Raw genomic sequence first — 22,850 nt, forward strand, 5'->3', positions numbered from 1 at the left:
TGATGGTTTGACAACGAAAAGTGCCTCCAGCGCATATCCAGCGGTCGTGAATAGCTATTAATTTAATAGTGCACTCCGATTGATGAGGTGCTTGGTGACAGTGCCGATGACTCGCGAAACACCACGCGGTAGCAACGGTTGAAACCGGCAGGCGGGTGCGCTTCTTCAAATTTGGCCCCGTGAATCGCCGCAATTTTTCCCACCACGCGGTGGCCCGAACCCAGACCCAGTGAATGATGCCGCTTAGCGTTTAGTGCGGGGGTGGCCGATTCCTGGATGGCCGTGTCACAAACCTGCAGCCAGCGTGCATGCGGGTCGAGTTGCACCTCGACGCTGGTTCCCACCGGTGTGTGACTCAATGCGTTTTCGATCAGGTTGCGCAGCACCAGACCCAGCAACACCGGATGGCCGGTCAGGACGAAGGGGCCGGGGCTGGACAGCGCCAGCTCATGGCCGCTGTCCAGCGCGGCCTGGCCGAACTCGGCGACTTCGGCGCGGGCGACCGCGTCCAGATCCACGCTTTGCATTGTTTCAACCAGCTCGGTGCGGCTGGCGCGAGCCAGAGCCAGCAGGTTGGATAACACCTGACCGGCACGCAAGGCGTCGCGTTCGAGCTGGACCAGCAAGGCATCATGCGCGGCGCCCGTGGTGGACTCACGCAGGGCATGGGCTTGCAGCGTCAGTGAGGCCAGCGGTGTGCGCAACTCATGCGCGAGTTCGCTGGCCAGCTCCCGCTCATGGGATACCGCCGCCTGGTAACGCGCTGCCAGTGTGTTGATCGAATTGACCACCGCCGTGAACTCGCGTTGCTGATGCGGGCTGCGCAGCGGCGCGGGTTGGTGGATGTCCAGTGCGTTCACGTCGCGCGCCAGCGCGTACAGCGGCCGCAGTCCCCGGCGTATCGCCAGACCCAAGGCCAGCGCGACCACCGGCAGCAGCCAGAAGCCGGGCTCGGCAATCTGCTCGGCAATATCCTGCGCCAGGTCGTCGCGCTCGCGAACGCTCAGCAGCACGGTGACTTTTTTCTGGCGGTCCGGTCCATCCCAGCGCGAGAAGGCGCGCCATCCGACAGCAGGGGAGCCCACTTGCAGCGTTTCAAAACCTTCCCGCACGTTGAACGCCAACTCCGGCGCTTCGCCGGTACGCTGTAGCACCTGGCCTGCGCCATTCCATACCACCACACTCATGGAGCGCTGATAGTCATGGCTCTTCAGGCTGGCCAGGCCGGGCAGACTGCCCGCATCGCCGCGCGCGCTCACAGGTCCCGGATTTTGCGCCAGTTGCAGCAGGGCTACGCTGGCCAGATGACCGTCGGTCAATTCATCGGCCTCATGGATGCCCGTCTGGTAGCCGAGAACCACAAAGCCGCCCCAGACCACCAGCAGGGCGCCCATGGCCCAGGCCATCAGACTCAGCGTCAGCGAGCGTTGCAGATTCATCCCTTGTCCTCCGGAACAAAGTAACCGACACCGCGCAGGGTGCGGATGACCCCTTCACCGAGTTTTTTGCGCAGGTGGTGCACATGAACCTCCACCGCGTTGCTGTCCAACGCCTGGTCCCAGCTGTACAGCCGCGCTTCAATTTGCGGGCGTGACAACACGCGCGGACGTACTTCGACCAGCGCCAGCAGCACGCCGAACTCGCGTGCCGACAGTTCCACCGGCTGGCCGGCCAGTCGCACGCTGTGATTGGCGGGGTCGATTTCAAGCTCGCCGACCTTGAGCAGTGCTTGCGCCCTGCCGACCGAGCGTCGGCGCAGGGCGCGCATGCGCGCGGCCAGCTCGTCGGGGTCAAAGGGTTTTGTCACATAGTCGTCGGCGCCCATATCCAGGCATTCGATGCGCGCGGCGACCTGATCGCGCGCCGTCATGACCAGTACCGGCGTGGCCGCGTCCGGCAACCGGTCCACCGGCGCCTGGCGCAGGCGCCGCAGCACCTCGGCGCCGTCGCCGTCGCCCAGCCCCAGGTCAAGCAGCACCAGATCGAAAGGCTCGACGCGCAGCGCGGTCCAGGCGCTCTCAACGCCGTTCGTCAAGTCCACCGCCCAGCCAAGCTGCCGGAAGTGGGCCTGTAGGCCAGTGGCAATGCCTTCATCATCTTCAACGACCAGTACACGCATGCCGCATTGTGCTTGAGGGGCCTTAAGGAAGACTTAAGACAGGACGCCGAAGCTGCGCTCATGCAAAATTTTTCAGACAGACAAGTGGCGGTCCTCACCGCTGCGCTGGCCCTGCTGCTGCTGGCCTGGGACCTCTCGGGGCTGGACCTGGCGCTGGCGCACTGGTTCGGCGGGGTGGGCGGGTTTGCGCTGCGTGACAATCCCTTCCTGACGACGGTGCTGCACGACGGTGCCAAACGCCTGGCCTGGCTGCTGGCGCTGGGGCTGTGTGTGGCAGTCTGGTGGCCGGTAGGCCGGCTCCGCCGGCTGGCGATACATCGCCGCCTGCAACTGGCAAGCACCACGCTGCTGGCCGTGCTGGTGGTCAGTGCGCTGAAATCATTCAGCACTGCAAGCTGCCCTTCGAGTCTGGTCGACTTTGGCGGCGTGGCGCAGTACATACCGCACTGGCAACATCTGCTCTCGCCGGACGGCGGCAGCGGCGGGTGTTTTCCGGCTGGCCACGCCTCCTCAGGTTTTGCCTTTGTGGGTGGTTACTTCGCTTGGCGCGGGACAGCGCCCGTGATGGCTCGCCGCTGGCTGGCTGCCTCGCTGCTGGCCGGGCTGGTGCTGGGCGTGGCGCAGCAAATCCGTGGCGCGCATTTCACCAGCCATACCTTGTGGACGGCATTCATCTGCTGGTGTGTGGCCTGGGCGATGGACGGCCTGTTTGCGCGCATGGCTTGCGGCCCGGTATGCGCCGACATGGGCCAAGCCGCATGAGCGCGCGGGCCCCTGCCTGGCCGGCGCAGAATGAAGCCGTGCCCTTGCCGGATGTATGGCGACGCAGATTCAGGCATCCCGGCTGCCTGATTCTTGCCGTGAGCGCCTGGCTGGCCACGGTCGCCAACTTGCCGCTGTGGCTGGCGATGCGCGAGCTGGGCCTGTTCCAGCAGGTCGGCGGCGGGGTGTTCGCGGTCGCCTTTGCGCTGATCATTGCCCTTGTGCTGGTGCTGCTGCTGAGCCTGCTGGCCTGGCGCTGGACGCTCAAACCGGTGCTGGCCCTTTTGTTGATGGCGTCGGCCCCGGTCGCGCACTTCATGCTGGCCTACCACGTGGTCATTGATACATCGATGATCATCAACGCGTTGCAGACCAACACCAGCGAGGTGCGCGACCTGCTGAGCCTGAAGCTTGCCGCGGTACTCCTGTTGCTGGGCGCGCTGCCCTGCTTGACGCTGTGGCGCTGGCCGGTCGACCATGGCCGCTGGCCGCGCCGGATAGCGCACAACCTGCTGCAGGCAGGGGCCGCGCTGCTGGCCCTGCTGGCGTTGGTGCTGGTCAGCTTCAGCCCGCTGGCATCCACCATGCGCAACCACAAGGAGCTGCGTTACTTGGTCAATCCGCTCAATGCGGTGTACGCGCTGGGCTACCTGGCGAGTCAGCCACTGCGCCACACGAACACGGCCTTGCTGCCGCTGGGGCTGGATGCGCGCGCAGCGCAGCCTGCAGCCGCCCGTCCGCCGCTGCTGGTGCTGGTACTCGGTGAAACCGGGCGCAGCGGCAACTTCGGCATCAACGGCTACTCACGCGACACCACGCCCGAACTGGCGCGTCAGGATGTGGCCAGTTTTCGCGAAGTCCGGTCCTGCGGTACCAGCACCGCAGCGTCGGTACCCTGCATGTTCTCTGGCCTGGGTCGCGAAGGTTTTGATGCGCGCACGCACAGTTCCGAAGGGTTGCTTGACGTGATCCAGCACGCCGGCCTGGCTGTGCTCTGGCTGGACAACCAGTCTGGCTGCAAGGGCACCTGTGACCGGGTACCCAACTTCAGCACCACCGGTCTGGCGCACCCGCAGCTGTGCCCCGGCGGTGAATGCTTCGACGGCATCATGCTCGAAGGGCTGGACCAACGCATCGCGGCGCTGCCGGCAGAGCGCCGCGCGCGCGGCTTGGTGGTGGTGCTGCACCAGATGGGCAGCCACGGCCCGGCCTACCACCTGCGCTCGCCGGCTGCGTTCAAGCGTTTCGGTCCCGAATGCGCGGACAACGATCTGCAGGCCTGCAGCCGAAGCGCCCTGGTTGATGCCTACGACAACTCCATCGCTTACACCGACCATTTCCTGTCATCAACCATCAACTGGCTCAAGAAAAATCAGGCTGCCTACGACCCGGCGATGGTGTACGTGGCCGACCACGGCGAGTCGCTCGGCGAGAACAAGCTCTACCTGCACGGCATGCCATACATGATTGCGCCCGATGTCCAGAAGCAGGTGCCGTGGATCACCTGGACCTCGGCCGGCTTCGCGCAGCGAACGGCGGTGACCACCGCCTGCCTGCGCGAGCGAGCTGATCGGCCGGTGTCGCACGACAACTACTTTCATTCGGTGCTTGGCCTGCTCGGCATACAGACCCGCGTGTACCAGCGCGCGCTGGACGTGTATGCGCCCTGCGCCATCCGCCCGGCCGACGAGGTTGCTGGCAAACCTGTGCCCGCAGTCGCGGCCAGGGTTGCCGGCTTCGCCACAGGTACGAGTTTGATAGTCAAACGGGGCTCCAACCCATATCCAACTGTCGTTAATAGCTATTGATTTGATAGTGCTGAGCGGGCGGACACTGAGCAGGGGACTAATCGCCCAGATCGATCACGCTTGCCAGCCGCACGTTGGCGGGCGCTGCGTAGTCGGCGACAACCCACGCGCGTTCGCTGTGAGCGGACGCGTCTTCCAGCAGGCCCATCACAAAGCCGATGGACGCTTTGTCCAGCGCTGCAAACGGCATGTCCAGCAGCGTGACGGCGGCACCCGAGGCGAACGCCGCTGCCAGAAACACCTTGCGCTTCGAGCCCGTGGACAACATGTAGAGCTGCTTGGCCATCTGCTCTTCCAGCGACAGGCCGTCCACCAGTTGAGCGAGCAATCGGTCGTCAAAAGCCGGGTGGCGCAGGCGTTGCATGTCGAAATATTGCACCGGCGTCAACGCGTCGAAGGCCTCTGTGCGCGGCTCGATGAAAAATACCTTGGCGCGGTAGACCTCGGGCGCATCGTGCAGTGACACACCATGGATATGCAACTCGCCAGCATCCGGCGCCAACAACCCGGCCAGCAAGCGCAGCAAGGGGCTCTTGCCGCGCCCGTCCCCGCCGCGAATCAGTGTCACGCCGGGCCCGACGTACGCCGACCAGTCCGTGAATAGGGTACGGTCCGGATAGGAAAAACACAGCTTGAGTATCTGGAGCATGGTTGATTTCCGGAACGGCCAGCGGACACCGGCCTGTTGACTGATATGCAGCGCGCTGTCGCGGCATAATATTCAGTATCCCGCAAGCAGACACATGCCCCCGACCTTTTCTCATACCGATTCCTGAAAAAATCCATGAGCAAACCGACGGTGCCGCCAGACCTCAGGAGTTTCATCCTGATGAACGTGAGGTCGGTGCCTTATCTTGAAGCGACGCTGCTGCTGCGGCGAGAGCCCGAATCGCCCTGGGACACGCGCCGGCTCGCCCGCCGCTTGTTCATCGTTGAAAAGAAGTCCGAGGAACTGCTGCAGGCCCTGCTTGCGGCCAACGTGGTGGTGCCCGCCGAGGGTGCCGACGCCAGTTACTGCTACCGGCCCGAAACCCCCGAACTGGCCGCCATGGTGGACCGGCTGGCGGAGTTTTATGCCGCTCACCTGGTTGAAGTGACCCACCTGATCCACGCGACCCACGAACGCAAGGCTGAAAAGTTTGCCAATGCGTTCATTTGGCGAAAGAAGCCCGATGCCTGAACTGATTTACCTTCTGTGTGCGCTGACATCGCTGCTCTGCGCCTGGCTGTTGCTGCGCAGTTACCGGCGCAGCGGCTTTCCGTTGTTGTTCTGGAGCGGTTTGTGTTTTTCGGCGCTGGCGCTCAACAACATGATTCTGGTGCTCGACAAGCTGGTCTTTCTGGATGTGAATTTGTCAATCTGGCGCCTGTCTTCGGCACTGGTGGCCCTGATGCTGCTCCTGTACGGCCTGATCTGGCAAGACGACTAGGAAAGAAAGAGGAACACACCATGGAAAACTTTCTTTCAGGCGCGATCACGCTGGCGTCCCTGGCTGCAGGGCTGTTTTTTTTCCGCTTCTGGTGGAAAACCCGAGACCGGTTCTTCCTGTTTTTTGCAGCCTCGTTCTGGCTGGAAGCCGTGAACCGCAGCTACATGGTGTGGGCAGGCGAGATACGTGAGGAGTTTCCGGTCTACTACGGGATTCGCCTGATCAGCTACAGCCTGATCCTGCTGGCCATATGGGACAAGAACCGCCCCTCCCGCTCAGGTGGCGACAAGGTCGGTTCTCGGCGGGGGGACTAAGGCCGGGCTACTCGGTTTATGCGGCAAGTCAGGGGAATGCCGGACTTGGCTTCCACAGCCCCTGTCAGTGACGAACGATGCCGGCTTTCACAAGACGGCGTCGGCCGGCTGGCGCAGCAGCATGGCCAGCGAGTTGGCCACGGTTTTGCGAAGTTCCCTGCGGTCGCAGATGAAGTCCACCGCACCCTTGGTCTGCAAAAACTCGGCGCGCTGAAAGCCTTCCGGCAGGGTCACGCGCACCGTGGATTCGATCACGCGGGGCCCGGCAAAACCGATCAGCGCTTTGGGCTCGGCAATCACGATGTCGCCAACAAACGCGAAGCCGGCGCTGACACCGCCCATGGTCGGGTCGGTCAGCACGCTGATGTAAGGCAGGCCTTTTTTGGCCAGGCGGGTCAGGGAGGCATTGGTTTTTGCCATCTGCATCAGGCTCAGCAGGCCTTCCTGCATGCGGGCGCCGCCGGTGGCGGTGAAGCAGATGAAAGGCACTTTCTGCTCGATGGCGGCATGCACGCCACGCACAAAACGCTCGCCGACCACGCTGCCCATGCTGCCGCCCATGAAGTCAAATTCAAAACAGGCGACCACCACGCCGATGCTGTGCACCGCGCCGCCCATGACGATCAGCGCGTCAGTCTCGCCGGTGTTTTCCAGCGCTTCTTTCAGGCGCTCCGGGTATTTGCGGCTGTCCTTGAACTTGAGCGGGTCGACAGGCAGCACTTCCTGGCCGATTTCGTAGCGGCCTTCCGGGTCCAGAAACGAATCCAGCCTGGCGCGGGCGTCCATGCGGTGGTGGTGGCTGCACTGCGGGCAGACGTTCTGGTTTTTTTCCAGATCGGTCTTGTAAAGCACGGCCTCGCAACTTGGGCACTTGACCCACAGGCCCTCGGGCACGCTGCGGCGCTCGGTCGGGTCGGTCGGGGTGATTTTGGGGGGGAGGAGTTTTTCCAGCCAAGACATGAAGTCGTCCTTGTGAAGAGCTGCCGGGGCCGGCGCGCAAGGCGCCGGCGGGGGCAAAACCGGTAAAGAAAGGGGATTATGCGCTGTCTTGCGTTTGATTCAGTCCGCCGGCTGGTCCAGCGCCGTGCGTACACCAGCCAGGAAATCTCGCACCAGCGGCACCGCCTGTTCGCGCGGCTGACCTGCGATGAGCTGGATGATGCGGCTGCCGATCACCACCGCATCGGCGACCCGGCTGATGGCCCTGGCCGTCGCTGCATCGCGGATGCCAAAACCAACGCCGACCGGCACGCTGACGTGCTGGCGGATGCGCGGCAGCATGGCCTCGACGGCGCCCAAATCCAGCGCGCCGGACCCGGTCACGCCCTTGAGCGACACGTAGTACACATAACCGCTGGCCACCCTGGCGATCTGCGCCATGCGATCGTCGGTACTGGTGGGCGCGAGCAGGAAGATCAGGTCCATGCCGTGGCTGCGCAGGGTGGCGGCGAAGGCCACACATTCCTCGGGTGGGTAGTCGACCACCAACACACCGTCGACGCCGGCTGCAGCCGCATCGCGCACAAACGCATCCTTGCCGCGTTTGATGTCGTAGGCTTCGATCGGGTTGGCGTAACCCATCAGCACGACGGGCGTCGTACCGTCTTTCTGGCGGAACAGGCGAACCATCTCCAGCACCTGCACCAGGCCGATGCCCAGAGCCAGCGCCTGGTCGCCGGCTTTCTGGATCACCGGGCCATCGGCACTGGGGTCTGAAAACGGCACGCCGAGCTCGATCACGTCGGCCCCGCCAGCGACCATGCCATGCATGAGTTCAGGCGTGATGTCGGCAAAGGGAAAGCCGGCTGTGACATAAGGGATCAAGGCCTTGCGACCTGCAGCCCGCAGCGCAGCCAGGGTGGGCTCGATACGGCTCATCGCAGCACCTCCACCACGCTCAGGCCGCCCTTGATGCCTTGCCCCTGACACGAGGGCCTGCAATAAAAGCTGGCCTGTGACAGGTCGGCCACGGTGCCGATGTCCTTGTCACCGCGACCCGACAGGTTGACCAGAATGGACTGGTCGGTCCGCATGGTTTTGGCCAGTTTCATCGCGTAGGCCACCGCGTGGCTGGACTCAAGCGCGGGAATGATGCCTTCGGTGCGGCACAGGTAATGAAAGGCGGACAGCGCCTCGGCGTCGGTGATGCCGACATATTCGGCGCGGCCAATATCTTTCAAAAATGCATGTTCGGGGCCGACACCGGGATAGTCGAGGCCAGCGCTGATGCTGTGGGTCTCGGTCACCTGGCCGTCCTCGTTTTGCAGCACGTAGGTGCGGTTGCCGTGCAACACGCCGGGGACGCCACGTTGCAGCGAAGCCGAGTGTTTGCCGCTGTCCATGCCTTCACCGGCGGCTTCGACACCGATCAGCCGCGTGGCTTCGTGGGCGATGTAGGGGTGGAAGATGCCCATGGCGTTGCTGCCGCCGCCGACGCAGGCAATCACCGCGTCGGGCTGTTTGCCGCCGGTCATTTCGGGCATCTGTACCAGGCATTCCTCGCCGATCACGCTCTGGAAGTCGCGCACCATCATCGGGTAGGGATGCGGGCCGGCGACCGTGCCGATGATGTAGAAGGTGTTGTCGACATTGGCGACCCAGTCGCGCATGGCCTCGTTGAGTGCGTCTTTGAGCGTCTTGCTGCCCGATTCGACCGGCACCACGGTGGCGCCCAGCAGTTTCATGCGGTAGACATTGGGGCTCTGGCGCTTGACGTCTTCGCTGCCCATGTAGACCACACATTCCAGGCCATAACGCGCGCAGATCGTGGCGGTGGCCACGCCGTGTTGTCCGGCGCCGGTCTCGGCGATGACGCGCGGCTTGCCCATGCGTTTGGCCAGCATGGCCTGGCCGATGGTGTTGTTGATCTTGTGCGCACCCGTGTGGTTGAGGTCTTCACGCTTGAGGTAAATCTGCGCGCCGCCCTGTTCACGGCTGGTGCGCGCCGCGTGGTAGATCGGCGAGGGGCGTCCGACAAAATGCGCGAGCTCGTACTGGAATTCGGCGAGGAATTCGGGGTCGTGCTGGTACCTGGCGTACGCAGCCTTCAGTTCGTTGATCGCGTGGGTGAGTGTTTCGGAGACAAAGCTGCCGCCGTAAATTCCGAAGTGACCTGTCGTGTCAGGTTGTTGGTAGTCGTACATGGTGTCCTGCAAGTAAGTCGTCGGCAGCGCGAACGGCTGCGACGAAGTGATGAATCTTGTCGGCGCTTTTGATTCCTTTCGAAATCTCGACGCCCGAACTGACATCGACGGCCAGCGTTTTACAACGCGGCCGCACTTGCGAAATGCCATCGGTCACATTTGCAGGTGTGAGTCCACCAGACAAAACGAGGTGAGCGTTGACGCTTGGAGGAAGAAGTGACCAATTGAAAGTTTTTCCGCCACCCCCGAATCCGTCGACATGGGCGTCGAGCAGGATGGCCTGGGCGGTTTTGAAGTCCTGAGCATATTTTACGAGATCAAAAGCCGCAGCGCTATTGCCGGGGCTTTCATCCAATGGGATGCGGGCCGCGCGCATGAAAGGCCGACCGGCCTGCAGGCAGTCTTCGGGCGTTTCATCCCCATGGAACTGCAGCAGGGCGGTCGGCACCAAGGTGCAGGCCGCCGCGATGGTGGCCGCCGTTTCGTTCACGAAAAGCAGCACCGGCGTCACAAAAGGCGGCAGGCGGCTGGCCAGCTCGGCCGCGCGTTCTGCGCTGACGCTGCGCGGGCTGGGCGCGTACATGACAAACCCCACCGCATCCACCCCCGCCGCCACGGCCGCGTCCACGTCTTCCTCACGCGTCAGGCCGCAAATCTTGATCCGGGTTCGCGCCGGTGGTGATGAGGGGGCGGGTACAAATGTCATGGTAGCCAATCATAGGCTGCTGTCTGTTCGGGCAGGCCGTGAGCGGGGTCATATCGGGGCCCGAGGAAATACAAGCCATCCGGCGAAAAGGTCGGCGCGGCCACGTCCCGGCGTCGCGCGTCGCGTACTTCGGCCATCCAGCCGGGCGGCTGCTGACCCTGGCCGATGGTGACCAGGCAGCCCATGATGTTGCGGATCATGTGGTGCAAAAAGGCATTGGCCTCGAATTCGAAACGCCAGTAGCCGGCACGTTGGGACAGGTCGATGCGCGTGAGGGTCTTGACCGGGGTCTTGGCCTGACACTGCGCAGCGCGGAAGGACGAGAAGTCGTGTTCGCCAATCAGGTGGGTGATGGCTTCGCGCATTGCTGCGCCGTCAAGTGGTCGGTAGACCCAGCCCACGCGGCCGGCCTCGACGCTGGGGCGCACCGGTGACTCCAGCAGCACATAGGCATAACGCCGGCTGGTGACGCTGCCGCGGCAGTGGAAGGTGTCGGGGACTGCGCGTGCCCATTGCACGGCAATATCGCGCGGAAGAAAGGCATTGGTGCCACGCACCCAGGAGGGCAACTCGCGCGCAAGCGCGGTGTCGAAGTGCACCACCTGCATCAGCGCATGGACACCCGCATCGGTGCGTCCCGCACACAGGGTGCGTATCGGCTGGTCGGCAAACTTGCCGAGTGCTTTTTCGAGCTGGTCCTGCACGGTCCTGCCGGACAGCTGGCTCTGCCAGCCTTCGTAGGCGCCGCCGTTGTAGCTCAGGCCCAGAGCGATCCTCACGGGGGGCTCTCAGGGAAACGGTGCAAGACCTTCAGGCCAGGGCGTTGAGGAAGGCCTGGGCCTTGGCCTTGAGCGAACCAGCCGACTGCGCCATCACTTCCTCGGCCAGTGAGCGTGCGCCATCAACGTCGCCAATCGCGCGGAACTCTTCAGCCAGCGCAAACTTGGTTTCCAGCGGATCTTCCAGGTCCATGGCGGGTGCCATGGCGGGCGCAGGAGTGGGCGCGGACGCGATGTCCTGGCTCTCGGTGGTCGGACCGTCAAGGTCCAGCGACAGGGCGCCCATGTCGAACTCCAGCATGCCGCCCGATGTGTCCAGCGGGGTGGACGCCGTGGCGGCGGCGGCGGGCTCGTCGGTGACGAAAGTCAGGCCAGGATCCATCTCTGGCAGGGGTTCGGCAAGTGCCGTTACCGGCGCCGATGTCGGCATGTCCAGCGCCGCTGAGCTGAAGTCCATCCCGTTGTCCAGTGGGGCTGCCGCCGTGATGGACGGCATGGCCAGAGTCTGCTCTGTGCGTGCGACAGGTGCGGGCGCAGGCGCAGGCGCGTCGTCTCCCATCGAAAAATCGAGATCGAGGTCGAAGTCAACCGCCGATGCTTCAGGCTCAGGTGCTGTTTGCAGTGCTTGCGGCGCGCTTTGGGTTGCAAAAGGGGCACTGGCGATTCCCATTGCTGCCACTGCAGCCACTGCTGCGGAGGCGGGCTGGCCATCCGGCTGGTACATCGGGTTGCCGGGGTCCAGATCACGACCCATCTCCGCCATGTGTGCCCAGTCGCCCCCTTGTCCCCTGGTCAGGTTGAACGCCTCTGCGGCGACGGCCGCAAACGCCGCGGCGTCGCGGCGTTTTGCGTAGATCTCCATCAGCTTGGCGTGGATGGCAATGCGGGTGGGACTGACGCGTATCGCTTCCTTGAGGATTTCCTCGGCCTGCAGGTCGCGACCGTAGGCCAGATAGACATCGGCTTCAGCCACCGGGTCCACGTCGCCGGCAGCATCAAGCTGACTCGGTGAATACACCATGGACGAGCCGGTGACATTGGCATCATTGGTGTCGATCCGCTGACCGCCACTGGCGCCAAAAAAGGAGTCGGGCTGCAGGCGGCTTTCAAGGAAGGAGCTGTCGACGGCGACGGAGTTTTTGCGCTGGCGGGAACGGTAAACACCCAGTGCCAGCAACAGCAGCAGCAAGATGGCGGCGCCGGCGAGGAGCAGGGGGTTTTCAAGCAGTTCGTCCACCAGGCTTGGTTCTGGCGGCGGCGGGGGTGGCACCACCACGGGTTTTTTCACGGGCGCTGGCGCCGATGCCGCCGCACTGGCTGCAGGGGTGGCGCTTACCGCAGCGCTGGCGGCGGGCAGGGCGGCCGTCGTGGCCGGTGCCATGACGGCTGCGGCGCTGCTGGCCGGAGCCATGGGCGTAGCCGGTACGGTCGCAGCGGGCGCAGCAGGCAAAGTGCCCGGCAGGGCGCCAGGGCTGGCAACTGCGACACCGGGCGCAGGGGTAGCCAGTGCGGATGCGGGTGCGGGTACCGGCGCAGCCGGTGCCGCAGCCGGCGCTGGCGCGGCCGGGCTGCCCAATTTGTTCAAGTCGGCGATATTTTTTGACAGCTCGGCGACACGTGCCGCCGCTTCCTTGGACTGGCGGTCCTGCGCAATTTTTTCTTCCGCTGCAGCCTTGCCCTGAACCGCGCCTTTGGACAGGGTCAGCTTGTCGGGCGTTGCGGCGGCCGCTGTTTTGTCTTCCACCTTGGCCTGGATCTGGCCTGTAGCTTGTCGGTCGGCACCAGCGGCTTGGGTGACCGGCGCGCTTTCTGCGAGTTTGCGGCGGAAAGAGTTGAAGTCACGGCTTTGCGCGACGATGGTCCGGCTGGCCTCACTCGCAGAGACCGCTTCAATCTGGTCGGTACCCGGCACTTCCAGCACGGCGCCCGCCTTGATGCGGTTGACATTGCCACCGATGAAGGCATCCGGGTTGCTGCGTTGCAGTGCCACCAGCATCTGGTCCAGAGAGACGTTGGCGGGTTTGGTCTGTGCCGCAATCTTGCCAGCAGTGTCTCCGGCTTTGACGGTGACGGTCTGGCCGCCGGGTGAAGGCGCACGGCTTGTGACAGCCGGCGCCGGTGTTGGCGCAGCAGCAGACCGGACGGCAGGCGGGCTGGGCGGTGAAAAGGGCGCCGGTGCCGGCGCTGGTGCCGGCGGCAGCGTGGCGATGGGGGCGGGAGGCCGCGACACCATGGGCGGGGTCGGCGCGGGCATGGGCTGCGTCGCGGCGCGCAGGTTGGGCGGATCAAACAACATCGTGTAATCACGCACGATGCGCCCGGATGCCCAGCGAGCCTCCAGAATCAGGTCAACAAACGGTTCGCTGACAGGCCTGTTGCTGCTCAGACGCAGAAAAGAACGGCCATCGGGCCGGCGCTGAAGGGTGATTTGTACATTCGTGACGGCGGCGCTGTACTCAAGACCGGCGGCCCTGAAGGCGTCGGCATTGGCAACGCTGGCGCGCAGGGTGGCGGCTTCCTCGGCATTGATCTCGGCAATGTCGATTTCAGCGCGCAACGGTTCGCCGAGTGCGGACTGGACGGTGATCCGGCCCAGGCTCAGGGCCAGAACCGGCAAACTGGCGAAACTGCCGGACAGGGCAATGGCGGCAGCCACCGCTCCGATACGCCAACGGCGAGGATGATTCATGGGAATGGGAGCCTCCGGTGCTCCGTCTGCATCAAATTTTATTCTGCTGGTCCGCACAAAAACCCCTGCGCTAATTTCTGACAAACAACATTAACATCAAGGGATTAGGCTGACAAGCTAAGACAGCACTTAAGTTTTGACACGCAGGGTTAGCAACAACTTACAAGTTTCGGTTGTTGTCTGACGACAACGTCCCGACACAAGTGGTTACGGTTGCAGAGGCGGGTAATCGCGGGCCGCAGTGAATGCGGCCCGTGTTGTTCAGGCTTGAAGAAGGATGCGCAACATGCGGCGCAGCGGCTCGGCCGCGCCCCAAAGCAATTGGTCGCCAACGGTAAAAGCGCCCAGGTAGTCGCCACCCATGGCGAGTTTGCGCAGGCGGCCGACCGGAATGTTCATGGTGCCGGTGACGGCCACGGGTGTCAGGTCGGTGATGCTGGCCTCGCGCGTGTTCGGCACCACCTTCACCCACGCGTTATCGGCGGCGATCATGGCCTCGATGTCGGCCAGCGGGACGTCCTTCTTGAGCTTGAAGGTCAGCGCCTGGCTGTGGCAACGCATGGCGCCGATGCGAACGCAGAAGCCGTCCACCGGTGTTTCGGCGGTGCCGAAGCTGGCGCCCTGGCCAAGGATCTTGTTGGTTTCGGCGCCGCCTTTCCATTCTTCCTTGCTCATGCCCCAACCGGGTTCGTCCCGGGTTTTGCCGATGCCGAGGTCCTTGTCAATCCAGGGGATCAGCGAGCCACCGAGCGGGACGCCGAAATTGGCCATTTCCGAGGGCGACAAGGACTGTTGTCTGGCCAGCACCTTGCGGTCGATTTCAAGAATGGCGGATTTGGGGTCGTCCAGCAGGGCGCGCACTTCGGCGTTGAGCGTGCCGTACTGGGTCAGCAACTCGCGCATGTGCTGGGCACCGCCGCCGGACGCGGCCTGGTAGGTCATGGACGTCATCCACTCGACCAGGCCGGCCTTGTACAGCGCACCCACACCCATCAGCATGCAGCTCACGGTGCAGTTGCCGCCAATCCAGTTTTTGCCGCCCTTGGCCAGCGCGTTCTGGATCACAGGCAGGTTGACCGGGTCCAGCACGATGATGGCGTCATCATTCATGCGCAGGGTCGAAGCGGCATCAATCCAGTGGCCGGTCCAGCCGGCCGCACGCAGCTTGGGGTAGATCTCCGAGGTGTAGTCACCGCCCTGGGCGGTCAGGATCACATCACACTTCTTGAGGGCCTCGATGTCGTAGGCATCTTTCAGCGCGGTTTCGTTTTTCGCCTGCGCCGGAGCCTTGCCGCCGGCATTGGACGTCGAAAAGAAGACCGGCTCGATCAGGTCGAAGTCGCCTTCAGCCTGCATGCGGTCGATCAGCACCGAGCCGACCATGCCGCGCCAGCCGACGAGTCCCGTGAGATTGCCCTTGAGTTTCATGATGTCGCCCTTCAAAAAGTCAAAAAATGAAGCTTTTCGGCCCGGCTCATCGAGCCGGCAGGGCACGACGAACCAGGCTTGTCAGCCTTTAATGGTGGTCGTTTTGGTGGTCTGGGTCGAAACCGGCGCAGCGACGATCGCGCGCGAAGCGGCGACGAGGCGGATGACAGCGGGGTTTTGACGCATGGGGCTATTGTAATCAAGGCCGGCCGGACCGGCGCTGCGGGGCAGCATTTGCCGGACCGGCCTGTGGCAAGCAGCCAACGGCGCAGCGCTGGCGGACGGTTTCAAGCCTGCTTGAGTGCAGCAACCACCGCATCACCCATCTGCACCGTGCCGACTTTGGTCGTGCCTTCGTTATAGATGTCCGGCGTGCGCAGGCCCTGCGTCAACACCGCGTCCACGGCTGTTTCGATACGCACCGCGGCTTCGGGCTGGTTCAGGCTGAAGCGCAGCATCATGGCCGCGCTCAGGATTGTGGCCAGCGGATTGGCCACACCCTTGCCGGCGATATCGGGTGCGCTGCCGTGGCTGGGTTCGTACAGGCCCTGATTCTTCGTGTTCAGGCTGGCCGAGGGCAACATGCCGATAGAGCCGGTCAGCATGGCGGCGGCGTCGGACAGGATGTCGCCAAACATGTTGCCGGTCACCACCACGTCGAACTTCTTGGGCGCCTTGACCAGCTGCATCGCGGCGTTGTCCACATACATGTGGTCGAGTGCGACGTCGGGATACTGCTTGCCGACCTCGGTCACCACGTCTTTCCAGAGCTGGAAGGTCTCCAGCACATTGGCCTTGTCGACGCTGGTCACGCGGCTGCTGCGTTTGCGCGCGGCCTGGAAGGCGACGTGGGCGATACGTTCGATCTCGGGGCGTGAATAACGCATGGTATCGAAGGCTTCCTCGGCACCGGGGAAGTGCCCGTCAGGCGAAACACGGCGGCCGCGCGGCTGGCCGAAGTAAATGTCGCCAGTCAGCTCGCGGATGATCAGGATGTCCAGGCCGGAGACCAGTTCGCGCTTCAGGCTGGAAGCGTCCACCAGTTGCGGATAACAGATGGCCGGGCGGAAGTTGGCGAACAGGCCCAGGTTCTTGCGCAAGCCGAGGATGGCCTGCTCGGGACGCAGCGGCCGGTCCAGCGTGTCGTACTTCCAGTCGCCGACGGCGCCGAACAGGATGGCGTCCGACTCTTTGGCGAGTTTCAGGGTGGCATCGGGCAGCGGGTGGCCGTGCGCGTCGTAGGCGGCGCCGCCGACCAGCGCGGTCTCGGTTTCAAATTTCAGGTCGAGCGCGCGCAGCACCTTGACGGCCTCGGCGACGATTTCTGTGCCAATGCCGTCACCCGGAAGGATTGCGATTTTCATGTCTGAGGTTCTCTGCTTACTATGATTTTGATAGCTTCTATCCCATGTTGGACATGGGCTGGAGGCCGATTTTGCTTGAAGCTCAGGCGGCGAGGCGATTCGCCAGCCAGGGTTTGGTTGCCAGCCGTTCGGCCTCGAAAGCCTTGATCTTGTCGCTCTGACGCAAGGTCAGGCCAATGTCGTCGTAGCCGCCCAACAGGCAGAATTTCTTGAAGGCCTGAACGTCGAAAGCGATCTCTTCGCCCTGCGGCTTGACGATCACCTGGCGCTCCAGGTCGATGGTCAGCTGGTAGCCCGGGAAAGCCAGCGCTTCGTCGAACAACTGGCCGACCTGGGCTTCGCTGAGGACGATGGGCAGCAGGCCGTTCTTGAAACTGTTGTTGAAGAAGATATCGGCGTAACTGGGCGCGATGATGGCGCGAAAGCCGTACTGTTCCAGCGCCCAGGGCGCGTGTTCACGCGAGGAGCCGCAGCCGAAGTTCTTGCGTGCCAGCAGGATGGAGGCGCCCTGGTAACGCGGCTGGTTCAGCACGAAGTCCGGGTTTGGGCGGCGGCTGGCCGGGTCCTGGCCGGGAAAACCGGGGTCCAGGTAGCGCCACTGGTCAAACAGGTTGGGTCCGAAGCCGGTCTTGCGGATGGACTTGAGGAACTGCTTGGGAATGATGGCGTCGGTGTCGACGTTCTCGCGATCCATCGGCGCCACCAGGCCCTTGTGCACGGTGAAGGGTTTCATTATTTCTTCGCCTTGTCTTCAATTTTTTCGCCGACCTTTTGCAGGTCTTGCCCAAAGCCTCGGGCGGTGTTGCAGCCGGCCAGCATAAAAGCGATGGCGGCCAGCGACAGTGCGATCAGCGGGGTGATTTTTTTCATGAGGACTCTCCTGAGGGGGTTAGGAAAATTTTCGGATATCGACAAAGTGGCCGTGCACGGCGGCAGCCGCAGCCATCGCCGGGCTCACCAGATGGGTGCGGCCGCCGGCGCCCTGCCGGCCTTCGAAGTTGCGGTTGCTGGTGGAGGCGCAGCGCTCGCCGGGTTCCAGCCGGTCGGCGTTCATGGCCAGGCACATGGAGCAGCCGGGCTCGCGCCATTCAAAACCGGCGGCGACAAAAATTTTGTCCAGGCCTTCGCGCTCGGCCTGCTCCTTCACCAGCCCAGAGCCCGGCACCACCAGCGCCAGCTTCACATTGCCAGCCACTTTCTGGCCGATCTTCTGCACCATGGCGGCGGCTTCGCGCATGTCCTCGATGCGGCTGTTGGTGCAGGAGCCGATGAACACCTTGTCGATCAGAATGTCGTTGATGGCCTTGCCGGGCTGCAGGCCCATGTAAGTCAGTGCACGCTCGATGGCGTCGCGCTTGTTGGCGTCTTTTTCCTTGTCGGGGTCGGGCACGCGGTCGTCGATGGACAGCACCATCTCGGGCGAGGTGCCCCAGGTGACTTGTGGCCGGATCTGCGCGGCGTCGAGTTTCACCACGGTGTCGAACTTCGCGTCCGTATCAGACTGCAAGGTGTTCCAGTACGTCACCGCCTGGTCCCACGCAACGCCGGTGGGCGCCAGTGGCCGGCCCTTGACGTAGGCGATGGTTTTTTCATCGACCGCGACCAGGCCGGCGCGGGCGCCCGCTTCGATCGCCATGTTGCAGACCGTCATGCGGCCTTCCATGCTGAGTGCGCGTATCGCCGGACCGCCGAATTCGATGGTGTAGCCGGTGCCGCCTGCGGTACCGATCTTGCCGATGATGGCCAGCACGATGTCCTTGCCGGTCAGGCCGGGCGCGAGTTTGCCGTCCACATACACCAGCATGTTTTTGGCTTTTTTGGCCAGCAGGGTCTGCGTGGCCATCACATGTTCGACCTCGCTGGTGCCGATGCCGTGGGCCAGCGCGCCGAAGGCGCCGTGGGTTGACGTGTGCGAGTCGCCGCAGACCACCGTCATGCCGGGCAGGGTGGCTCCGCTTTCGGGGCCGATGACGTGCACGATGCCCTGGCGTTTGGACAGGAAGGGAAAATAGGCGGCCGCGCCGAACTCGGCGATGTTGCTGTCCAGCGTGGTGATCTGCTCCTTGCTGACCAGGTCGGTGATGCCGTCGTAACCGAGTTCCCAGCCGGTGGTCGGCGTGTTGTGGTCAGCGGTGGCGACGATGGAGCTGATGCGCCAGACCTTGCGGCCGGCTTCGCGCAGGCCTTCAAAGGCCTGCGGGCTGGTGACTTCATGCACCAGGTGGCGGTCGATGTAGAGGATGGCGGTGCCGTCTTCTTCGGTGTGGACGACGTGTTCGTCCCAGATCTTGTCGTAAAGGGTGCGTCCCATGTGTTTTTCCTTCGTGGTTGACTGATTTTAATGAGGTGGCCCTAGCTTTCAGCGGCTGCGGGGATGTTTGTGGCGGCAGTGAGGTGATCGACGAGCAGGCGGGCCGTGACCGGCAGGCTGGAAAAGTCGCGCGCCACCAGCTCGATCTGGCGCGTTGCCCAGGCATTGGTCAGCGCCACGGCTTCGAGTTCGCCGACGCTATGCATCAGTTCAAACGCGCGTTGCGGCATCACGCCCACGCCCAGGCGGTTGTGGATCATGCGGCACATCGCGTCCAGGCCGGTGACGTGGATGCGCAGCTTGATGGTGCGGCCAGCCAGCGCAGCAGCGTCGCGCATCGCCAGATAAATCGAGCTGTTGGAATGCAGGCCGACGTGGTCAACGGCCAGCGTGTCCTCAAACGCGACGGCGTCCTGTTCGCCCAGCGGATGACCGCGCGGCACGATCAGCACAAGGCGGTCCTGCCGGTAGGGCTGGGCCTGCAGGTCACCAATGCCGTCGGCGGTGTTGCAGATGCCGAGGTCGGCCGCGCCTTCCTGCACTGCGCGCACAACTTCCGTGCTCAGGTGTTCTTCGAGGTCGATCTTGACTTCCGGGTGCAGGCCGGTGAAAGCGCCCAGGTCTTCCGGCAAAAACTGCACGATGGCCGAGATGCTGGCGTGCACCCGCACATGGCCCCGCACGCCGGCCGCGTATTCGCTGAGTTCACTGTGCATCTTCTCAAGGCTGAACAGCACCGAACGCGCATGGTGCAGCAGGCTTTGCCCCGCCGGCGTCAGGTCCACGCCGCGTGTGTGGCGGGAGAGCAGCGGGGTGTTGAGCGCGGCTTCGAGGTCCGACAGGCGCTTGCTGACGGCTGACGCCGCGATGAACTCGCGCTCGGCCGCCTTGCCGATGCTGCCGAGCTCACACACCGCCACAAACAGTTGCAGCGAGGTCAGGTCGATACGGCGGGCGAAGTTGCGTTCAGGGTCCGGCAAAAGTCATCTCCATGCACGATGAATATGCTATTTTGCCCTCATATATACGTTGTTGCCATCGTGAAATGCGATGGCTGACATGCCTGCAGGGCCAGGCGCTCGCGTCTTTGCGGGCAATTACGTGGCTTTTTGGCCTCCAGCCCATACCAGGCAAGCGTAGTCAGCTATGAATTTAATAGCGAGCGCTTAACCGGTGATGTTGTCGGGCGCCAGCGCGCGGACCCGCGGATCCACGTTGTAACCGCCGAACTCGGTGTAACGCAGCAAATGCCGGTCGCACCGGCTGCAGTGCCAGACATCGCAGCGGTTGTAGGGGAAAAAGGCCGGCGCCACCGGGGCCTGGGGTGAGTCGTAATACGTGCCGTCGGGGTGAAACTCTTCCAGCGTCGGCTCGTCGATGGCCGGGTCGCGCAGCGTGGCGACCTGGGTCATTTGAGCGGCCTCCCAGCGGTATTCGGCCAGGCTTTCCCAGCCGGCGCAGGCGCCCAGGGCACAACGGCAGGTGCGCGGCGCTGCTGCGCCGGCGAGGGCTGCACGCAGTTCCTCAGCGCTTTGAATCAGTTTCAAGCCTCTGCTCCTGGAAATAATCAGACAGAAAAAGGCCCGCCGGTGTTGCCACGGGCGGGCCGCATTCAAACATGCCGAAGAATCAACGCGACTTCAGCGGCTTGACGTCGCGGGTCGCCGAGCCGTCGAACAACTGGCGCGGGCGGCCGATCTTGTACTCGGGGTCGCCGATCATTTCGTTGAGCTGGGCGATCCAGCCGACGGTGCGGGCCAGTGCAAAAATTGCGGTGAACAGAGGCACCGGGATGCCGATGGCGCGTTGCACGATGCCGGAGTAGAAGTCGACGTTGGGGTAAAGCTTGCGCGAGACGAAGTAGTCGTCTTCCAGCGCGATTTTTTCCAGCGCCATGGCCAGCTTGAACAGCGGGTCGTTTTCCAGGCCCATCTCGGCCAGCACTTCCTTGCAGGTTTCCTGCATGAGTTTGGCGCGCGGGTCGTAGTTCTTGTAGACGCGGTGACCGAAACCCATGAGCTTGACGCCGGAGTTCTTGTCCTTGACCTGCTTGATGAAGTCACCGATGTTTTCGATGCCGCCGTTTTTCTGGATGTCACCCAGCATGTTGAGCGCCGCTTCGTTGGCGCCGCCGTGGGCCGGGCCCCAGAGGCAGGCGACACCGGCAGCAATCGCCGCAAACGGGTTGGTGCCGGAAGAGCCGCACAGACGCACGGTGGAGGTCGAGGCGTTCTGTTCGTGGTCGGCATGCAGGATGAAGATCCGGTCCAGCGCGCGTTCAAGCACCGGGTTCACCTTGTACTCCTCGCATGGCGTCGCAAACATCATGTGCAGGAAGTTGCCGGCGTAGCTCAGGCTGTTCTTGGGGTACATGTAGGGCTGACCCATGGTGTACTTGTAGGCCATGGCCACCAGCGTCGGCATTTTGGCAATCAGGCGAATCGCCGAAATGTCGCGGTGCTCGGGATTGGTGATGTCGGTGCTGTCATGGTAGAAGGCCGACAGTGCGCCGACCAGGCCGGTCATGATGGCCATCGGGTGTGCGTCGCGGCGGAAACCACGCAGGAAAAACTGCATCTGCTCATTGACCATGGTGTGGTTGGTCACACGGCTGGTGAAATCCCTTTTCTGATCGGCGTTCGGCAGCTCTCCGTACAACAACAGGTGGCAGGTTTCCATGTAGTCGCAGTTGGTGGCCAACTGCTCGATCGGGTAGCCGCGGTACAGCAACTCGCCCTTGTCACCGTCGATGTAAGTGATGGCCGACTGGCAGGACGCCGTCGACAGGAAACCCGGGTCATAGGTGAACATGCCGGTCTGCGCATACAACTTGCGGATATCCACCACGTCGGGACCGACCGTGCCCTGGTAGACCGGAAGATCAACACTGGGGCTGCCGTTGCTGAAGGAGAGGGTGGCTTTGTTGTCAGCGAGCTTCATATCTTCGTCTTTCTTGTCAAATCAATGGGAGGCAGTCAGGGGGCCTGCGGCTGCAGCGCGGATCAAGTTTAAAACCTGTAGCGCCTCGTAAGTAGAGGCACTTACCTGTGCGGCCGGCTCGGAAAGCTGGCCCGGCTCTTGACGTTGTAGCAGCAGGTCCAGCAAATCGTTGTCAGACAGGTCCATTAAATCATTCAGCCCTTTGGCCTGACTGACAGTGAGCGTCGCCTCATGACGCTTGAAAAACTTCTCGATCAGCAAGTCGTTTTCAAGCAAGCCACGGCGGCAGCGCCACTTGAGTTTGCTCTTTGCGCGTTCGTCGAGAAGCTCGTCGGTGGTGTTCACGGTCAGACAGTGCGAAGGACCATCATTTCCTTGATCTTGCCTATGGCCTTGCTGGGGTTCAGTCCCTTGGGGCAGACATCGACGCAGTTCATGATGGTGTGGCAGCGGAACAGGCGATACGGGTCTTCGAGATTGTCCAGGCGCTCGGCCGTGGCTTGGTCCCGGGAGTCGGCGATGAAGCGGTAGGCCTGCAGCAGGCCGGCCGGACCAACAAACTTGTCCGGGTTCCACCAGAAGCTGGGGCAGCTTGTGGAGCAGCTTGCGCAGAGAATGCATTCGTACAGGCCGTTGAGTTCATCGCGCTCTTCGGGGCTTTGCAGACGCTCTTTTTCGGGTGGTACGTTCTCGTTGATCAGGTAGGGCTTGATCGAGTTGTACTGCTTGAAGAACTGCGTCATGTCGACGATCAGGTCACGCACCACCGGCAGGCCGGGCAGGGGCTTGAGCACAATCGTGCCGGGCAGCGTGCGCATGTTGGTCAGACACGCCAGTCCGTTTTTGCCGTTGATGTTCATGGCGTCAGAGCCGCAAACACCTTCGCGGCAGGAGCGGCGGAAGGAGATGGTCGGGTCCTGTGCCTTGAGCTTCATCAGTGCATCCAGCAGCATGCGCTCGCTGCCGTCCAACTCCACCTCGATGGTCTGCATGTACGGCTTGGCATCCTGATCGGGGTCGTAGCGGTAGATCTTGAAAGTGCGTGTGGTCATGGGGT

General features: G+C 63.2%; 24 protein-coding genes. 5 read left to right on the forward strand and 19 right to left on the reverse strand.

All coding sequences use genetic code 11. The features are described 5' to 3' along the window. Positions 1 to 62 precede the first annotated feature (62 nt). Together ACH2CW_RS12250 and ACH2CW_RS12255 are read right to left on the reverse strand one after the other, a co-directional pair. Positions 63 to 1,439 (reverse strand): histidine kinase dimerization/phospho-acceptor domain-containing protein, encoded by a 1,377-nt coding sequence (locus ACH2CW_RS12250; protein ID WP_395058476.1) that lies wholly within the window; start codon positions 1,437 to 1,439, stop codon positions 63 to 65. Beyond that, a complete protein-coding gene (locus ACH2CW_RS12255) occupies positions 1,436 to 2,119 on the reverse strand; it encodes a response regulator (RefSeq protein ID WP_395058478.1) in 684 nt (227 codons plus the stop codon). Before ACH2CW_RS12255 ends, ACH2CW_RS12250 begins: the two co-directional genes overlap by 4 nt. Before the next feature lie 60 nt (positions 2,120 to 2,179). Here ACH2CW_RS12255 and ACH2CW_RS12260 point away from each other — a divergent pair, with 60 nt between their 5' ends. After that, a complete protein-coding gene (locus ACH2CW_RS12260) occupies positions 2,180 to 2,881 on the forward strand; it encodes a phosphatase PAP2 family protein (RefSeq protein WP_395058480.1) in 702 nt (233 codons plus the stop codon). Then, the gene (locus ACH2CW_RS12265) at positions 2,878 to 4,689 is read left to right on the forward strand and encodes a phosphoethanolamine transferase (RefSeq protein ID WP_395058482.1); all 1,812 of its coding nucleotides are present in this window, start codon (positions 2,878 to 2,880) and stop codon (positions 4,687 to 4,689) included. Before ACH2CW_RS12260 ends, ACH2CW_RS12265 begins: the two co-directional genes overlap by 4 nt. A gap of 37 nt (positions 4,690 to 4,726) precedes the next feature. On the opposite strand, the gene ACH2CW_RS12270 is transcribed toward ACH2CW_RS12265, so the two are convergent. Beyond that, positions 4,727 to 5,338 carry an ATP-binding cassette domain-containing protein gene (locus ACH2CW_RS12270; RefSeq protein WP_395058484.1) on the reverse strand — a complete coding sequence of 204 codons (612 nt, stop codon included), beginning with the start codon at positions 5,336 to 5,338 and terminating at the stop codon, positions 4,727 to 4,729. Positions 5,339 to 5,473: 135 nt separating this feature from the next. Between ACH2CW_RS12270 and ACH2CW_RS12275 the strand changes: the two genes are divergently transcribed. Genes ACH2CW_RS12275 through ACH2CW_RS12285 form a run of 3 tightly spaced genes read left to right on the forward strand, consistent with a single transcriptional unit; the run spans position 5,474 to position 6,433 of the window. Then, complete coding sequence (locus tag ACH2CW_RS12275) at positions 5,474 to 5,869, forward strand: hypothetical protein (protein WP_395058486.1); 396 nt, start codon at positions 5,474 to 5,476, stop codon at positions 5,867 to 5,869. Further along, positions 5,862 to 6,119, forward strand: coding sequence for a DUF5985 family protein (locus ACH2CW_RS12280; protein WP_395058488.1), 258 nt, complete (start codon positions 5,862 to 5,864; stop codon positions 6,117 to 6,119). The genes ACH2CW_RS12275 and ACH2CW_RS12280 overlap by 8 nt, the downstream gene beginning before the upstream one ends. A 20-nt stretch (positions 6,120 to 6,139) precedes the next feature. Then, entirely contained in the window at positions 6,140 to 6,433 is a 294-nt protein-coding gene (locus ACH2CW_RS12285; protein WP_395058490.1) for a DUF5985 family protein, read from the forward strand. 87 nt (positions 6,434 to 6,520) lie between these two features. Here ACH2CW_RS12285 and accD read toward each other — a convergent pair whose 3' ends face one another. The 16 genes from accD to ACH2CW_RS12365 all read right to left on the reverse strand — a co-directional run bounded on the left by accD (position 6,521) and on the right by ACH2CW_RS12365 (position 22,845). Continuing rightward, positions 6,521 to 7,393 (reverse strand): acetyl-CoA carboxylase, carboxyltransferase subunit beta, encoded by an 873-nt coding sequence (accD, locus tag ACH2CW_RS12290; RefSeq protein WP_395058492.1) that lies wholly within the window; start codon positions 7,391 to 7,393, stop codon positions 6,521 to 6,523. 99 nt (positions 7,394 to 7,492) lie between these two features. Then, a complete protein-coding gene (gene trpA, locus ACH2CW_RS12295) occupies positions 7,493 to 8,311 on the reverse strand; it encodes a tryptophan synthase subunit alpha (protein WP_395058494.1) in 819 nt (272 codons plus the stop codon). Further along, positions 8,308 to 9,576: a tryptophan synthase subunit beta gene (trpB, locus tag ACH2CW_RS12300; RefSeq protein ID WP_395058496.1), complete on the reverse strand. Its 1,269-nt coding sequence runs from the start codon at positions 9,574 to 9,576 to the stop codon at positions 8,308 to 8,310. The genes trpA and trpB overlap by 4 nt, the downstream gene beginning before the upstream one ends. After that, complete coding sequence (locus ACH2CW_RS12305; protein ID WP_395058498.1) at positions 9,554 to 10,282, reverse strand: phosphoribosylanthranilate isomerase; 729 nt, start codon at positions 10,280 to 10,282, stop codon at positions 9,554 to 9,556. The genes trpB and ACH2CW_RS12305 overlap by 23 nt, the downstream gene beginning before the upstream one ends. Then, the gene (truA, locus tag ACH2CW_RS12310; protein ID WP_395058500.1) at positions 10,279 to 11,061 is read right to left on the reverse strand and encodes a tRNA pseudouridine(38-40) synthase TruA; all 783 of its coding nucleotides are present in this window, start codon (positions 11,059 to 11,061) and stop codon (positions 10,279 to 10,281) included. The genes ACH2CW_RS12305 and truA overlap by 4 nt, the downstream gene beginning before the upstream one ends. A 31-nt stretch (positions 11,062 to 11,092) precedes the next feature. Further along, positions 11,093 to 13,750: a FimV/HubP family polar landmark protein gene (locus ACH2CW_RS12315; RefSeq protein WP_395058502.1), complete on the reverse strand. Its 2,658-nt coding sequence runs from the start codon at positions 13,748 to 13,750 to the stop codon at positions 11,093 to 11,095. A gap of 261 nt (positions 13,751 to 14,011) precedes the next feature. After that, on the reverse strand, positions 14,012 to 15,178 hold the full coding sequence (gene asd / locus ACH2CW_RS12320; RefSeq protein ID WP_395058504.1) for an aspartate-semialdehyde dehydrogenase: 1,167 nt from the start codon (positions 15,176 to 15,178) through the stop codon (positions 14,012 to 14,014). A gap of 287 nt (positions 15,179 to 15,465) precedes the next feature. Further along, positions 15,466 to 16,542: a 3-isopropylmalate dehydrogenase gene (gene leuB / locus ACH2CW_RS12325; protein ID WP_395058506.1), complete on the reverse strand. Its 1,077-nt coding sequence runs from the start codon at positions 16,540 to 16,542 to the stop codon at positions 15,466 to 15,468. A gap of 82 nt (positions 16,543 to 16,624) precedes the next feature. Beyond that, positions 16,625 to 17,275 (reverse strand): 3-isopropylmalate dehydratase small subunit, encoded by a 651-nt coding sequence (leuD, locus tag ACH2CW_RS12330; RefSeq protein WP_395058508.1) that lies wholly within the window; start codon positions 17,273 to 17,275, stop codon positions 16,625 to 16,627. Further along, positions 17,275 to 17,412, reverse strand: a complete 138-nt coding sequence (locus ACH2CW_RS12335) for an entericidin A/B family lipoprotein (protein ID WP_395058510.1) — start codon at positions 17,410 to 17,412, stop codon at positions 17,275 to 17,277. Before ACH2CW_RS12335 ends, leuD begins: the two co-directional genes overlap by 1 nt. 19 nt (positions 17,413 to 17,431) lie before the next feature. Next, positions 17,432 to 18,853: a 3-isopropylmalate dehydratase large subunit gene (leuC, locus tag ACH2CW_RS12340; RefSeq protein ID WP_395058512.1), complete on the reverse strand. Its 1,422-nt coding sequence runs from the start codon at positions 18,851 to 18,853 to the stop codon at positions 17,432 to 17,434. Positions 18,854 to 18,894: 41 nt separating this feature from the next. Beyond that, a complete protein-coding gene (locus ACH2CW_RS12345; protein WP_395058514.1) occupies positions 18,895 to 19,833 on the reverse strand; it encodes a LysR family transcriptional regulator in 939 nt (312 codons plus the stop codon). Between the two features lie 186 nt (positions 19,834 to 20,019). Next, positions 20,020 to 20,400 (reverse strand): hypothetical protein, encoded by a 381-nt coding sequence (locus ACH2CW_RS12350; protein WP_395058516.1) that lies wholly within the window; start codon positions 20,398 to 20,400, stop codon positions 20,020 to 20,022. A gap of 82 nt (positions 20,401 to 20,482) precedes the next feature. Then, on the reverse strand, positions 20,483 to 21,793 hold the full coding sequence (gene gltA, locus ACH2CW_RS12355) for a citrate synthase (RefSeq protein ID WP_395058518.1): 1,311 nt from the start codon (positions 21,791 to 21,793) through the stop codon (positions 20,483 to 20,485). Between the two features lie 21 nt (positions 21,794 to 21,814). Next, complete coding sequence (locus ACH2CW_RS12360) at positions 21,815 to 22,138, reverse strand: succinate dehydrogenase assembly factor 2 (RefSeq protein WP_395058520.1); 324 nt, start codon at positions 22,136 to 22,138, stop codon at positions 21,815 to 21,817. A 2-nt stretch (positions 22,139 to 22,140) separates the two neighbouring features. Then, positions 22,141 to 22,845 (reverse strand): succinate dehydrogenase iron-sulfur subunit, encoded by a 705-nt coding sequence (locus tag ACH2CW_RS12365; RefSeq protein ID WP_395058522.1) that lies wholly within the window; start codon positions 22,843 to 22,845, stop codon positions 22,141 to 22,143. Positions 22,846 to 22,850 lie beyond the last annotated feature (5 nt).

Source organism: Polaromonas sp. (assembly GCF_043778355.1).
Lineage (GTDB): Bacteria > Pseudomonadota > Gammaproteobacteria > Burkholderiales > Burkholderiaceae_C > Polaromonas.